Here is a 14,532-nt window from a genome sequence, read left to right on the forward strand (position 1 = left end):
TCACCAGCCCACCAGGGCCAGTTCGATGGTTGATCCGGGACCCATGGTCATGAGGACGCCGAATTCGCCGGGTGCGGCGCAGGCCTCGGCGGCCAGCCGTTGGTACGAGAAGAGAAAGGATCCGCTCGAAAGATTTCCGTGGTCGCGCAGGACCCCGGTGGTGTGCCGGACGTCCTTGCGAGTGAGGCCGAGATTCACCCGGACCGAATCCACGACCTTCTTCCCGCCGGAATGGATCACCCAGTGGGAGATGTCGGAGCGGTTCAGTCCCGTTCCGTCGAGGAGGCGGTCGAGCGAGAGTTCCGCGTGCGCTCCGACGACATAGGGGATGTCCGGGTCCAGGTAGAAGCTGAATTTCCCCTGGGTGTCGTCCCAGTCGTACCGCATCGCGGCGGAGGCCTCGGGGACGATGCAGCTGGAGAAGCGCAGCAGCGCCGGTCCGGCGGGCGCGGGAACGGGGGCTGTTCCGGCCGCGGGGGTCGCCCCCGGGGTGGTCGGCGCGACCACGGCGACCGCGGCCGAGCCGTCCCCGAAGAGGCTGTTGACCACGGCCGAGCGCATGGTGCCGTCCATCACGTACGCCGCCGAGCACGCCTCGATGCAGACCATCAGGGCCAGCTCGCCGGGGTGGGCGGCGGCCCAGGAGGCCACCGAGGTCAGGCCGTTGAGGCCGGCGTTGCACCCCATGCCCACCACGTCCAGCCGGGCGCAGTGCCGGTCGATGCCCAGCTCCTTGATCAGCAGCGCGGAGAAGCCCGGGGTGAGGAGCCCGGTCGAGGTGACGCAGCACAGGTACCGCACGTCGGCGAGGGTCGCGCCGGCCTCGCCGAGGCAGGTCTCGACCGCCTGCCGGCCCAGGGCCACGCCGCTGGTGACGTGCTTGGCGAGCAGCTGGCCCTGGGTCTCGACGGGCATCGATCCGTCCGGCAGCGGCGGCGGGAGCGTCAGCGCGCGGCGGTCGATGGCGCTGTTCAGGAATATCGATCTGACCCGCTGGTCGGTGATGCCGAAAATGTCCAACAGTTCGCGCTGCGAATAGGAGGTCCCGGGCACCGAGGTGCCGACCCCGACGATCGCTGGTGATGTCGTTCGGGATTCCGCTGACAAGGATTCCGGGCGGTTCCGGACACTCCGGTCGGCCACTTTCATCGTCGTCTCCTCCGGACGCTTCCTCGGTAGTTTCTTCGGTGTCGCCCGGGCTACGATTCCGCCATGTCGGAAGAATCTTCAGGGAAATTCGGGAACGGGAACAGGAACGGAACCGGGAACGGCGACGCGGCGGCCGACGGGAACGCGCCGGCCCCCGCGGAGCCGCCGGCGGCGGCCGCGCCGAGGAGCCGAGGGTCCTGTTCGAGAAGGACGGCCGGGTGGCCCGGGTGACGCTCAACCGGCCCGCCGTGCTCAACGCGATGGACCTACGGACCCACGAGGAGCTGGCGCGGGCCTGGGACGCCTTCGAGGCCGACGACGACCTGTGGGTCGCCGTCCTCTCCGGCGCGGGCGACCGCGCCTTCTCCGTCGGCCAGGACCTCAAGGAGCTGGCCTCCCGGGACCGGGACGGGACGGCCGGCCCGGCCACCTTCGGCAGCCGGGGCAGGCCCGGCTGGCCGAGGCTGACGGAGCGGTTCGAGCTGGCCAAGCCGGTGGTGGCCTCGGTCCGCGGGTACGCGATCGGCGGCGGGTTCGAACTCGCCCTGGCCTGCGACCTCGTGATCGCCGCCGAGGACGCGACGTTCGCGCTGCCGGAGGCCAGGCTCGGCCTCATGGCGGGCGCCGGCGGTGTGTTCCGGCTGACCAGGCAGCTGCCCTGGAAGACCGCGATGGGGCATCTGCTGACCGGGCGGCCGATGGACGCGCGGCGCGCCTTCGAACTCGGCCTGGTGAACGAGGTGGTGCCGGCGGCCGAGCTCGACGCCTGCACCGACCGGTGGGTCTCGGACATCCTGCGCTGTGCTCCCCTCTCGGTCCGGGCCATCAAGGAGGCGGCGACGCGCTCCGCCACCGTGCCGCTGGAAGAGGCCTTCGCGATGCGCTACCCCTGGGAGGAGCGGCGCATGGCGGGCCGGGACGCGGTGGAGGGGCCGCTCGCGTTCGTCGAGAAGCGCACCCCGGACTGGCAGGGCCGCTGACCCCGGGGCCCTTCGGCGGCGGACGCCGGCCACCGCGCCGGCGCCCGCCGTCCGGCGCGCGGCCACGGCCCTCGTTCCGCCCGCGGCCTCCCGCCGTCGCCCGGCCCCGCGCGTCAGTCGAGGTAGTCCTCCGGCCCGCCCTCGCGGACCGTGTCCAGGGTGAAGCAGTGGAAGCCGCCGCCGAAGAGCCGCCGGTGGCGGTGGCGGACCGGCACGACGGTGAAGCCGTTCCGTTCGAGCGTGCGCGCCAGCTCCGGGCAGGCCTCGTTGACCAGGACGGTGTCCGGGGCGACGGAGAGCACGTTCAGGTCGATGAACGGGCTGGTCAGGATCAGGTCGTCGTCGTCGTACCGCGGGAAGTTGTTGCCCTCGGCCGGCGGCGGGACGATCAGGTCCCACTTCCGGAGCGCCTCGGGCAGCTTCTCGACCACCCGCTCGGACCGGACCAGCAGGGTGCCGGGCCGCAAGGCCAGCACCATGCTGTCGATGTGACTGTCACTCAGCCGGTGCACCCGGTGGATCCGGAACCGGCCCTCGAGGTGGCGCTCCAGCCAGTCGCAGGCCATCGCGTGGTTGGCGGTGGAGATGTTGACGACGAGGTCGCGTCCGAGCCGCAGGCACTGGGCACCGTCGAACATCATCTCGAAACCGACGTCGTACGGGGACGGTCGCGGGTCCGCGATCGGCTCGGTGGGCCCGCCGACCGTGCTGGTGCGCGCGTATTCGAGGTCGAAGGAGGCGTCCGTCATCAGCGGGCGGGGCATGACGGTCCAGCGCGCGCCCCGCCGGAAGTACTCGTTGAAGATCCCGGTGAGGAACTGGGTCTCGAAGTAGCGGGACCGGATCATCGGCGGCGTCTCGATGATCTCGTCGCCCAGGATCAGCGTGTTGTCGCGGACGTTGAGCGGCGGCACCACCGAGGCCGCCCAGGCCGGCGTCTCGACCCTGGCCGTCGCGGCGTCGACGCTCATCGGCCGGTGGACCGTCACGGAGAGCGATTCGAGTGCCTTGACGATGCCGTCCAGATCCTCGTTCAGCTCGTCCACATAGCGCTGCTTGATCGATTTCCGGCCGGAACCCGAGCCGGCTCCGGCGCCCGGCCCGCCGTCGGCGGCGGCCGTCAGCCGGGGGTAGTACCACTCCGAGCGCGAGGAGTTGTCCTTGGCGATGTTGTCGTGGAAGAACAGGTCGAAGGACAGCTCGCGCTCGTGCGAGGTGTAGTTCTCCGCCGAACCGACGATCACCTCCTTGAGCGGCGACCATTCGTCGAAGCTGTTCAGCTGCATCGCGAGCTCCTCCAGTGGTGGTTCTGTCGGCACGTGAATGGTCCGGGGACCAGGGGTGGTCACCGGTGCGGTCGGCCGTTCGTCGCTCGTGGTCCGAGGGGGGGCGGAATTGCGCCGGAACCGGGACGCCCGACCCTTCCGGACCGGCCGCCCCAGGGTCTGACGGTGCGTCATATCTGCCCCGCGGGAGGCGGCGTCCGCACACCATCACTTCATCCCGCCCGTCCGCGCGTCAAGACCCCGGTGACGAACGGGGCTTCGAGACCGGCGGGACGATTCACCCATAAGCCCACACAGCCGTCCGCGCCGAGCCTCTTGATCCCGAGGGGTCGCCTACTGGTGCAATGTGACGTACCATCTGCTGGGCACCGGGGTGTCCGCCGGGCCGGTCCAGGCCGTGGATCCCCGGACCGACGGCCCCCGCGACGGTTGTTCCGCTCGGGCCGCCCGATTTCCCCGGGCGCTTCCGGGCTTTCCGCTTTTCGCGTCCCGCTCCTCATGCTCCGCTTTCGCGTTCCGAGTTGTCGTGCTTCGGGAAGTCCTCCACCGACGATCCAGAAGGGAATGCTCGTCCCCATGAGCAACGCGCACGAAGGTGATCCGGTCTACGAGCGCTTCCGGTTCCTGGTCAACGCCCCCGCGCTCTTCAACGCGGTGACGACAGCCGTCGAACTCGGCGTCTTCCGGCACCTCCAGGAGCACGAACGGGCCTCGTTCGAGCAGCTCCACTCCGCCACCGGCCTCCCCGCCCACCAGCTCCGGGTCCTGCTCCAGGGCGTCTGCTCGACCGGCCTCCTGACCAGGACCGACGGCCAGTACGCCAACTCCGCGGTGGCCGCCGACCTGCTGGCCACGGACGCGCCGGACAGCTGGTCCCACATCCTCGTCGGCTGGAAGGAGGTCTACTACCCGGCCTTCTCCCACATGACCGGGGCCCTGCGCGCCGGCACCAACACGGCGCTCGCCGACCACCCCGGCGACGAACCCACGCTCTACCAGCGCCTCTCCCGCAACCCCGAGTTGGAGGCGGTGTTCCACCGGGCGATGAGCGCCTTCACCCTGCGCAGCGTCGACGCCCTGGTCGAACGGAGCGAGTTCGCCGCCGTCCGGCACCTGCTCGACATCGGCGGCGGCGACGGCACCACCTCCGCCGAGTTCGCCCGGCGCCACCCCGGACTCCGGGCCACCGTCTTCGACATGCCCAGCGTGTCACGGCTCGCCGGCGACGGCGCGGCCGCCGAACTCGCCGACCGGGTACGGCTGCACCCCGGCGACATGTTCGAGGACGCCTTCCCGCCCGGCGCCGACGCCGTGCTCTTCAGCCACGTCCTGGAGATCTTCGCCGAGGAGCAGATCCTCGCGCTGCTCACCAAGGCGTACGACGCCCTGCCCGCCGGCGGCAAGGTCTTCGTCTACGGCTTCAACGTGTCCGACGACGAGACCGAGGGCATCTTCTCGGCCCGGCTCGGCCTCTACTTCAACGTGCTCGCCAGCGGCCGCGGCATGGCCTACCCGGCCAAGGACTACGAGGGGTGGCTGCGCCGGGTGGGCTTCACCGAGGTCCGCACCGTCGGCGGACTCCCCTACGAGCACGGCCTCACCCTCGGTACGAAAGCCTGAGTCCCCCCATGCGCCCCTTCCCCGAACCCGACCCCGGCGAGCCCGCGCTCGGCTCCCCCGGCCGCTACCTGCTGTGGCTCGCGGCCGCCCACCGCGCCTCCGCGGTCCTCGCCGTCGGCTACGGCGTGCTCTGCACCCTGGCCCAGGCCTTCGTGCCCGCCGCGATCGGCCGCGGGGTCGACCGGGGGCTCATCGCCGGGGACCGCGGCGCACTGGTGGCCTGGTGCGCCGTCGTCCTCGGCCTCGGCGTCACCCAGGCCGTCGCCGGCACCCTGCGCGACCGCTGCTCGGTCACCAACCGGTTCGGGGCCAGCTACCGCACCATGCAGCTCGTCACCCGCAAGGCGGCCCGACTGGGCGCGGAACTGCCCCGACGGGTCTCCGCCGGCACGGTCGTGAGCGTCGGCGCCACCGACATCACCCGGATCGGCGCGGCCCTGGAGAGCACCGCCCGCGGCGGCGGCGCCGTGGTGTCCATCGCGGTCATCGCCGGCGTCATGCTCACCGTCTCCTGGCAGCTCGGCCTGGTCGCCCTGGTCGGCGTACCGCTCTCGGCGGCGGCGATCGCCGCGCTGATGCGGCTGCTGCACGCCAGGCAGCAGGGCCTGCGGAAGGAGCAGGGCGCGCTGGCGGACCTCGCCGTGGACATCGTCGACGGCCTCCGGGTGCTGCGCGGCATCGGCGGCGAACGGGTCTTCGCCGACCGGTACCGCGAGCGCTCGCAGCGGGTGCGCCACGAGGGCGTCCGGGTCGCGGGCGTGGAGTCCAGCGTGGCCGCCGGACGGCTGCTGCTGCCCGGGCTCCTCGTCACCGTGATCGTCTGGCTCGGCGCCCACTTCGTCGGCACCGGCCGGATGAGCCCGGGCGCGCTGGTCGCCTTCTACGGCTATGCCGTGTTCCTCGCCGAGCAGCTGCGCCGGGCGACCTCCATGGTCGACCAGCTGACCAGGGCGTTCGTCGCGGCCCGGATGGTGACCGACCTGCTCGCGATGGAACCCGGGCTCGGCTCGGGCGACCGGGAGCTCGCCGCCGAGGGCGCGCGGGGGCCGCTGCGGGACCCCGGGTCGGGGCTGGAGATCCCCCCCGGCCGGTTCGTCGCCGTCGTCTGCGCCCGCCCGGACGACATGCTGCTGCTGGCCGACCGGCTCGGCCGGTACGTGGACTCCCCGGCCACCCTCGGCGGCACCCCGCTGGCCGAGTTCCCGCTCGCGGAGGTGCGCCGCCGGATCCTGGTCGTGGACCACGACGCCCGGCTGTTCTCCGGCGGGCTCGCCGCCCAGCTCGATCCGCACGGGCCGGCGGGCGGCGGGGCGGCGGTCGGCGGGATGGACGGCGGCGGGGCGGACGGCGCTACGAACGGCAGCGCTCACGGCGCTGCGGACCGGCTGCGGAAGGCGCTCGACACCGCCTCGGCCCACGACGTCGTCGAGGCGCTGCCCGAGGGCCTCGACCAGGAGATCACCGGCGGCCGGGAGTTCTCCGGCGGCCAGCGGCAACGGCTGAACCTGGTCCGGGCCCTGCTCGCCGACCCGGACACACTCGTCCTGGTCGAGCCGACCAGCGCGCTGGACGCCCACACCGAGGCCCGCGTCGCCGAACGGCTCGGCGCCCACCGGCACGGCCGGACGACCGTGGTGTTCACCACCAGCCCGATCCTGCTCGACCGCGCCGACCACGTGGTCCTGGTCGAGGGAGGGACCGTGGTGGCCGAGGGCCCGCACGCCGAACTGCTCGCCGACGCCCGCTACCGCGCGGTCGTCACCAGGGAGGTGACGGTCGCATGAGCACCCTTCCCGTCGCGACACCCCGCGAGGTGCGCGCGTACGCCAGGCGCCTCGCCCTCCGGCACCCCGGACAGCTCTCGTTCTCCCTGCTGCTGCACGCCCTCGCCACCGCGGCGGGACTGGTCGCGCCGAAACTGCTCGGCGGACTGGTCGAGGACGCGGGCCGGGGCGGCGGCATCGACAGCGCCACCGGCACCGCGCTGGCGATCGGCGCCGCCGTCGTGGCCCAGGCCGTCCTCACCCGTTTCGCGCTGCTCGCCTCGCTGCGGCTCAGCGAGAAGGTCCTCGCCCGGCTGCGCGAGGAGTTCGTCGACCGGGTGCTCGCGCTGCCCCTGGCCACGGTGGAACGGGCCGGCCCGGGCGAGCTGATCACCAGGACCACCCGGGACATCGACGTACTGGCCGGCACGGTGCAACTCGCCGTCCCCGACACCCTGGTGGCGCTCGCCACGGTCGCGCTGACGCTGGGCGCGGTGGCCCTCACCGCGCCGGTGCTGGTCCTGCCGTGCCTGGTCGCCGTGCCCGTCCTGTGGCTGTCGACCAGCTGGTACCTGCGCCGGGCCCGGGCCGGCTACCTGCGGGCGAACGCCTCCTACGCCCGGCTCACCGGGGGTCTCGGCGAGACCGTCGACGGGGCGCGCACCGTGGACGCGCTGCGGCTGGCCGGCCACCGCTCCGCCCGGGTCGACGAGGACATCGCCGAGTCCTACGCGGCCGAGCGCCGCACCCTCTACCTGCGCAGCGTCTACCTGCCGATCGCCGACACCGGCTATGTGCTGCCGGTGGTCGCCACCCTGCTGATCGGCGGCCTGCTGTACCTCGACGGCCATGTCTCCCTGGCGGCCGTGACGGCGGCCACGCTGTACGTGCAGCAGATCATCGGCCCGGTGGACCGGCTGCTGTACTGGATGGACGAACTGCAGGTCGGCGGGGCCTCGCTGGCCCGGATCCTCGGCGTACACGGGCCCGCGTCGGAGACGGACGGCGTGGCCGCGCCGGAGGCGGGGACGGGGACGGGGACGGGGACGAGCAACGCGGCCGGGTCCGACCCGGGCAGTGCGGGCAGTGCTGGCAGCGCGGGCACCGGGAAGGACATCGTCCTGAAGGGCGTCTCGCACGCCTACCGGGAGGGCCAGAACGTCCTGCACTCCGTCGATCTGACGATCCGGGCCGGGGAACGGATCGCGGTCGTCGGTCCGTCCGGCGCCGGGAAGAGCACGCTCGCCGGACTGCTGGCCGGCCTGCACACCCCCAGCGCCGGCTCCATCACCATCGGCGGCACCTCGATGGCGGCCGTCCCGGTGGCCGAACTCCGCCGTCAGATCGCCCTGGTGACCCAGGAGCACCACGTCTTCCGCGGCACCCTGCGGGACAACCTGCTGATCGCCCGGCCGGACGCCGGGGAGCAGGAGCTCGAACACGCGCTCAAGGCGGTCGACGCCTGGGACTGGGCCTGCGCACTGGGCCCCGACACCGAGGTGGGCTCGGGAGCCGCGCCGCTCTCACCGATCCAGGCGCAGCAACTGGCCCTCGCCCGGCTGGTACTGAGCGATCCGGTCGCCGTGGTCCTGGACGAGGCCACCTCGCTCCTGGACCCGCGCGCCGCGCGGCAGCTGGAACGGGCCCTGGCCGCCGTGCTGAAGGGGCGCGCGGTCGTCGCCGTCGCCCACCGGCTGCACACCGCGCACGACGCCGACCGCGTCGTGGTGATGGAGGACGGCCGGATCACCGAGACCGGGAGCCACGAGCAGTTGGTGCGGCAGGGCGGTCCGTACGCCCGGCTGTGGCGCTCCTGGCACGGCGACCGGACCGAACCGGCCGACCGCTCGGGCCGACCTGACCGGTCGACCGGTCGAACCGACCGAACCGGCTGAACCGGCCGGACGCTCCGCGGGGTCGACGCTCCGCCGGGCCCGCACGCCGTCGCACCGCCCAGACACCGAAGCACGAAGGGGGAGCACATGACGGACACCGCGTCGACCCGGTCCGGGGCCCGGCACGGGCACCTCGCCGGAGCGACGGCGCTCGACCTGGCCACCGACCGGCCCCGGCCCACCGCCGGACCGTACCGCGCCGGGACCGAGCGCCTGCCGCTCCCCGCCGCCACGGCGGCCCGCCTCGACGAGGTGAGCGGCTCGGCGGGAGTCCCGCCGTGGAGCACGGTGCTCACCGCCTGGGCCGCCGTGCTGCACCGTCACACCGGGCAGTCGGACCTGCTGCTGGGCCTCGCCGCCGACCCCGCCGTCGAGCCGGCGGCCGGCCCCGGGATCGTTCCGCTGCTGCTGCGGCTGCGCCCCGGGGCCCCGTTCGCCGAGGAACTCCCCCGTATCCACGCCGCCGCCACCGCCGCCGCCACCTCTGGCGCCGACCCGCACGCCGCAGTGCCGGACCTGCGCGCCGTCGCCGGCCACCCCGGTGAGCGCGAGCTGCGGGAAGCGGCGCCGGACGTCGCCCTGTCGCTGGAGCGCGGGGACGGGGACGGGGACGGGGACGGGGCCGCCGTCCTGTGCCTGCGCTACAACACGAGCCTGCTGTCCCGCTCGACCGCCGTCTGGATGCTCGGCCACTGCGTGACCCTGGTCGGCGAGGCCCTGGCCGACCCCGGGCGGCCCGTCCGGGACCTGCGGGTCCAGGACGAGCCGCCCACCGCTCCCTGGCCGCTGCCCGCACCGGCGGGCTTCACCGCCCCCGCGCCGCCCGGACCGGGCGAGAGCGTGGTCGACCGCTTCCTGCGAACGGCGGCCGCACACGCCGAGCGCACCGCCGTGACCGGTCCCTCCGGCACCCTCGACTACGCCGCGCTGGAGCGCGTCACCGCCACGACGGCGCGACGGCTGCGGCGCTTCGGCGGCCCCGGCAGGCGCGTCGCACTGCTCTGCGCCCACGACCTCGGCGCCGTCGTCGGCGCCTGGTCGGTGCTCAGGACGGGCGCGGCGTACGTGCCGCTGGATCCCCGGCAACCGGACGGCCGGCTGACCAGGCTGCTGCTCGACGTCGACGCCGCCGCGATCGTCTGCGACCCCGGACTCGCGGACCGCGCCGCGCTGCTGGCCCGGGGCCGGCCGATCGTCCCGCTGGACCCGACCGACCCTGGCCCCGAGACCGGGGTACAGCCCGGCACCGGGGCACGGCCCGGCACCGGGGAGCCGCCGGCCGCCGGGCCCGAGGCGCTCGCGTACCTCCTGCACACCTCGGGCTCCACCGGCAAGCCGAAGGCGGTGACGCAGACCCGGGGCAACGTCCTCGCGCACGCGCTCACCTACGCGGACCGGATCCGCCTCGGCCCCGGCGACCAGGTGCCGCTGCTCGCCCGCCACACCTCCGACGCGGCCGTGATGGACCTCTACGGCGCCCTGCTGACCGGAGCCACCCTCCACGTACTGGACCCGCTGCTCCCGGCACCCCGGCTGCGCGAACGGCTCGCCGCCGCCGGGGCCACCGTGCTGCACTGCACCCCGACCGTCTTCCGGCACCTGACCGGTGACCTCGCCGAGGACGCGGCGCGCCACGAGGCCGCGCTCGGGACCGTCCGGGTGGTGGTGCTCGGCGGCGAGGAGGCCGGCCAGCACGACCTGCGCCGCTTCCTCAGGGCGTTCCCCGACGGCAGCGCCCTGGTCAACGGGCTCGGCCCGACCGAGTGCACCCTGGTCGCCCAGCACCTCGCCGGCCCGGCCGACCTCGGCGGCGGCGCCCTCCCGGTGGGCGGTCCGGTCGAAGGGGTGCGGATCCGCCTCCTCGACGCGGACGGGCACCCCACCGAACTCCGCGGCGAGCTGGAGGTCCGCGGCGAACGGACGGCCACCGGCTACTGGGGCCAACCCGCGGTCACTGAAAAGGTGTTCGGCACCGCGCCGGACGGCACCCGGTACTACCGCACGGGCGACCTGGTGCGCCGCCGCGCCGACGGGGCGCTGGTGTTCCTGGGCCGCCGGGACCGGCAGATCAAGATCCGTGGCCACCGGATCGAGCCCGGGGAGATCGAGGCGGTGCTCCGCGGCCACCCCACGGTCGCGGAGGCCGTGCTGACCGTCGACACCCGGCGGCCGACGGCCCGGCTGGTCGCGTACGTGACCCCGGCGACGGCCTTCCCGCCGGACGCCGAGGAGTTGGGGCGCTACCTGGCCCGCACCCTGCCCGAACACGCGGTGCCCTGGCGGGTGGTCGCCCTGGAGCGGCTGCCGCTCGGCCCGACCGGCAAGCTCGACCGCTCCGCGCTGCCCGCACCGGAGGAGGCCCCGGCCGACCCCGGCGACGCGCCGAACACCCCGACCGAGCGGGCGGTGGCCGAGGTGTGGTGCCGGGTCCTCGGCATCCCGTCGGCGCGCCGGCACAGCAACTTCATCGCCAGCGGCGGGGATTCGATCCAGCTGCTGACCCTGCTCTCCGAGCTCCAGGCCGAACTCGGCGTCGAACTGGACCTCCTGGAGATCCTCGCCGCCCCCACCGTCGCCACCATGGCCCACCTGATCGAACGGGAGAACCGATGCTGATCCTGCCCGGCGCGCGGCCCGCGCGGACGGCCGCCCCGAACGCGCGCACCACCCGCGTCCTCATCGGCAACGACTTCAGCGAGGACGTGCGCACCGACCGGGGCTGGACCGGCTGGTGGGTGCAGCGGATCGCCTGGTTCGCCGAGGACGGCGACGTCCTCGTCCTGCCGGTGCGCCCCGAGGAGGAGTTCCTCGACTACGTGACCTCGTCGACCGGCGTGCGGCGGGAGAGCCTGACCGTCGTCGTCCCGCCCGCCCACGCCGGCAGTGAGGGCACCCTCTCGCCCGCCCGTCTGGCCGACCCGGAGTTCGTCGAGGCGCTCGAACTGGCCGTCGGCGAGAGGGAGGTGACCCATCTGTCCGCCCTGTGGCCGGACGCGGCGGTGGCGCGCCTCGCCGCCGCCCTCGGCGTGCGGGACGCGATGCCGGGCCACGGCTTCGTGGACCAGGCGGGCGGTGTGATGGTCAACAGCAAGGCGGCGTTCCGGACCCTCGCGGGCGGCGCGGGAGTGCCGGTGCCGGAGGGTGCCGTCCTCGTCAGCCCCCAGGTCGCCGAGGAGGCGATCCTGGAACTGCTCGGCGGCGGCCCGGTGATGGTCAAGCACGACTTCCTCTCCGGCGGGCGCGGCAACGAGATCCTGACGACGGGCGAGTCCTTCCGCCCGATCGGCGCCCGCCGGGTGGTCACCGTCGCGGGCCGCGAGGACGTACAGGCCTATCTGCGGGAGCGGTGGGAGTGGCTGACCGCCGGCGGCCGGGGGCGGCCGGTCGCCGAGCGCTACGTCCGCGACAGCTCCGCGTTCTTCTCGGAGTTCCTCCTCACCGACGAGGGAGTGGAGCTGACCGGCGACGGCGAACTGCTCTCCGCCCCCTACGCGGTCGGACAGATCATGCCGTCCCAGGGCCTGGAGCCCGAGGTGCTGGAGCAGATCTTCGCCGGCGGCCGCCGGCTGGCCGAGGCGCTGCACGCGATCGGCTACCGGGGCGTCCTCGGCCCGGACGCGATCGTGACCCCGGACCGCGAGGTGCTCTTCACCGAGTACAACGGCCGGGTCACCGGCTCCACCCACATCTACGGCCGGATCGGCGGGATCGTGGTGGGCGAGGGCTTCGGCAAGGACCGGATCATCCTCGAACGGGTGTGGCCGGAGGGCTGGGCGACCACCTCGTTCGCGGCCGCCCTCGCCGCCGTCGAGGGCGCCGGCCTCCGCTACGACCCGGCCACCCGCACCGGGGTGGTGCTGACCAACGCCTTCGACGGCAACAACGGGGTCATGTACTGCGTCGTGGCCGAGGACCTGGCCTCCGCCTGGGCCTGCGACCGGGCACTGAAGCCGGTGTTCGCGGTCACGGGTCCGGCCGGTTCCCCGGCGTGAACTCCGCGCTCCCCCGGCCTGTTCGTCCCGCCCGGTGTTCCCCATCGAACGTCCCGCCGCCTCCGGCGGGGCTTCTCCCCACCATGCCTACCGGCAGTCAGGAGAGTGTGACGTGGCAGATGTGAACAGCCGCCTGGCGGCACTGTGGACCGAACTCCTCGGGTGCGAGGACGTCACCGAGGACACGGACTTCTTCGAGTCCGGCGGTACGTCGGTCGTGGCCGTCCATCTCGCGGCCGAGATCCAGGAGCAGTTGCGGATCGAGATCGACGCGATCGAGATCGTCACCCACCGGACGTTCGGCGAACTCGCCGCGCTCGTCGGGGGGCGGATCCCGGAGGAAGTGGCCTGACCCCTCGGAGTCCTCTGGTTCCTTCGGGTTCCTCGGGATCCGGACCGGCCGGGCCGAGGACTTCGGCCCGGCCGGTGCATTCCGGCCGGGCCGGGGGACGCGCCCCGGGTCAGGCCGGGTGGGCCGCGGGCCGGTGTCCCCAGGCGGTGAGCATGCCGGCCGCCAGGGCGGCGCAGTCCTCGGAGTCCAGGTAGCGGATCGCCTCGTCCACTGCCGCGTCGTCGACCTGGCCGGTGGCGAGCATCGCGGCCCGGCTCCGCTCCCAGGTGTCCGCCCAGAACCGGCTGATCGGGCTGCCCGGCAGCAGCGGCGGTACGTGGATCTCGGCGGCGACGCGTTCGAGCCCCGCCGCGCGCAGCAGTTGCGGGTACGACGGCACCCGGGAGACGTCGGTGCCGATGGTGGCGCGCAGCCCCTGCCACATCGCCCGCATCGCGGTGCCGTACGGGGTGCGGGGCGCCCGGTCGCCGGTCAGGTCGACCGCGTCGCTGAGCACCAGCACCCCGCCCGGCTCGACGAGTCGGGCCAGTGCCCGGACCAGTCGCTCGCGGTCGGGCAGGTGCATCAGCACGAAGCGCGCGTGCACCAGCCGGAACCGGCCGGGGGCGAAGTCCGGGGCGGTGAGGTCGGCCTCCCGCACCTCCAGCCCGGGCACGGGCCGTTCGGCGAGGAAGCGCACATCGCGGTCCACGGCCAGGACGTGCGCGACCCCGGCCTCGTCCAGCAGCCGGCGGGAGACCGTGCCGGTGCCGGCCCCGAGGTCGAGGCAGCGCCAGCCGGGGCCGACCCCGAGGGCGTGCAGCCGGGCCATGGTGACCTCGTCGTAGGCGAGGGCGCCGAAGTCGATCCGCTCGCCCTCGCCCGCCTGCTCCGGCCGGAACACCGCCTCGCCGTAGCGTCCTCCGTCCGGCCGACCGCCCGTCACGGGCCCTCCCCCCGTGCGGGGGCTGGTGGCACGGGATCGTCGAAGAGTTCCACGGCAGGGCCTTTCTCTCACGGGACCGGCGGACGGACCGGCGGACGGACGGACCGACGGACGGTCCGGCCGACCGCCCCGCCGATCCTCCCCCGTCCCCGCTCCCCACCCCCGAGGCGCGCCGGACCGACCGCTCCGCACCACCCGCACCTCGCCGGACCCGCCCCGGGCGGCCGGCGGGCCGGGGCGCGCCCGTAGGTGAAGCTCGGCAGGCCCTTCGAGGGGTCTCCCGACCGGACGTTCGCCCGGCAGACCGCCGAGTTGCCCGCCCGGAAGACCGGGCAGGACGCCCGGACGGTGCCGGTCCGGCCGGAACTGGTCGTCGAGGTTGCCTTCGAGGGCCTCCGGGGCAGCCCGGCTGCCCCGCGGGGCCTGCCCTTCGGCTTGCCCGGGTGGTGCACTGTCGGACGGCCCGGAGCGCCGCCGAGGCCGACACGGGGACCTCCGCAGGGGAGTTGGCCAGCGTCGACGGCTGCGGGGCCGTCCGCGCGGCCGGGTCCGCCGACCCGTCCGGCGAGG

10 protein-coding genes are annotated in these 14,532 nt (G+C 74.2%); 7 read left to right on the forward strand and 3 right to left on the reverse strand.

Going from position 1 to position 14,532, the window contains the following annotated elements; all coding sequences use genetic code 11:
* Entirely contained in the window at nt 1–1,149 is a 1,149-nt protein-coding gene (dpgA, locus tag ACW14Y_RS07070) for a 3,5-dihydroxyphenylacetyl-CoA synthase DpgA (protein WP_456986237.1), read from the reverse strand.
* A 218-nt stretch (nt 1,150–1,367) separates the two neighbouring features.
* On the opposite strand from dpgA, the gene dpgD reads away from it, so the two are divergent.
* Nucleotides 1,368–2,129: an enoyl-CoA-hydratase DpgD gene (gene dpgD, locus ACW14Y_RS07075; protein WP_456986238.1), complete on the forward strand. Its 762-nt coding sequence runs from the start codon at nt 1,368–1,370 to the stop codon at nt 2,127–2,129.
* Between the two features lie 113 nt (nt 2,130–2,242).
* On the opposite strand, the gene ACW14Y_RS07080 is transcribed toward dpgD, so the two are convergent.
* Nucleotides 2,243–3,415, reverse strand: coding sequence for a glycine amidinotransferase (locus tag ACW14Y_RS07080; protein ID WP_380436784.1), 1,173 nt, complete (start codon nt 3,413–3,415; stop codon nt 2,243–2,245).
* Between the two features lie 576 nt (nt 3,416–3,991).
* Between ACW14Y_RS07080 and ACW14Y_RS07085 the strand changes: the two genes are divergently transcribed.
* The 6 genes from ACW14Y_RS07085 to ACW14Y_RS07110 all read left to right on the forward strand — a co-directional run bounded on the left by ACW14Y_RS07085 (nt 3,992) and on the right by ACW14Y_RS07110 (nt 13,037).
* The gene (locus ACW14Y_RS07085; RefSeq protein WP_456986239.1) at nt 3,992–5,035 is read left to right on the forward strand and encodes a methyltransferase; all 1,044 of its coding nucleotides are present in this window, start codon (nt 3,992–3,994) and stop codon (nt 5,033–5,035) included.
* An 8-nt stretch (nt 5,036–5,043) separates the two neighbouring features.
* Nucleotides 5,044–6,819 (forward strand): ABC transporter ATP-binding protein, encoded by a 1,776-nt coding sequence (locus tag ACW14Y_RS07090; protein ID WP_456986240.1) that lies wholly within the window; start codon nt 5,044–5,046, stop codon nt 6,817–6,819.
* On the forward strand, nt 6,816–8,693 hold the full coding sequence (locus tag ACW14Y_RS07095; protein ID WP_456986241.1) for an ABC transporter ATP-binding protein: 1,878 nt from the start codon (nt 6,816–6,818) through the stop codon (nt 8,691–8,693). Before ACW14Y_RS07090 ends, ACW14Y_RS07095 begins: the two co-directional genes overlap by 4 nt.
* Before the next feature lie 87 nt (nt 8,694–8,780).
* A complete protein-coding gene (locus ACW14Y_RS07100; protein WP_456986242.1) occupies nt 8,781–11,309 on the forward strand; it encodes an AMP-binding protein in 2,529 nt (842 codons plus the stop codon).
* Entirely contained in the window at nt 11,303–12,685 is a 1,383-nt protein-coding gene (locus ACW14Y_RS07105) for a preATP grasp domain-containing protein (RefSeq protein WP_456986243.1), read from the forward strand. Before ACW14Y_RS07100 ends, ACW14Y_RS07105 begins: the two co-directional genes overlap by 7 nt.
* A 112-nt stretch (nt 12,686–12,797) precedes the next feature.
* Nucleotides 12,798–13,037 carry a phosphopantetheine-binding protein gene (locus tag ACW14Y_RS07110; protein WP_380303286.1) on the forward strand — a complete coding sequence of 80 codons (240 nt, stop codon included), beginning with the start codon at nt 12,798–12,800 and terminating at the stop codon, nt 13,035–13,037.
* A gap of 109 nt (nt 13,038–13,146) precedes the next feature.
* Here ACW14Y_RS07110 and ACW14Y_RS07115 read toward each other — a convergent pair whose 3' ends face one another.
* On the reverse strand, nt 13,147–13,962 hold the full coding sequence (locus ACW14Y_RS07115; protein WP_380303288.1) for a class I SAM-dependent methyltransferase: 816 nt from the start codon (nt 13,960–13,962) through the stop codon (nt 13,147–13,149).
* Nucleotides 13,963–14,532 lie beyond the last annotated feature (570 nt).

The organism is Kitasatospora sp. cg17-2 (assembly GCF_054031055.1).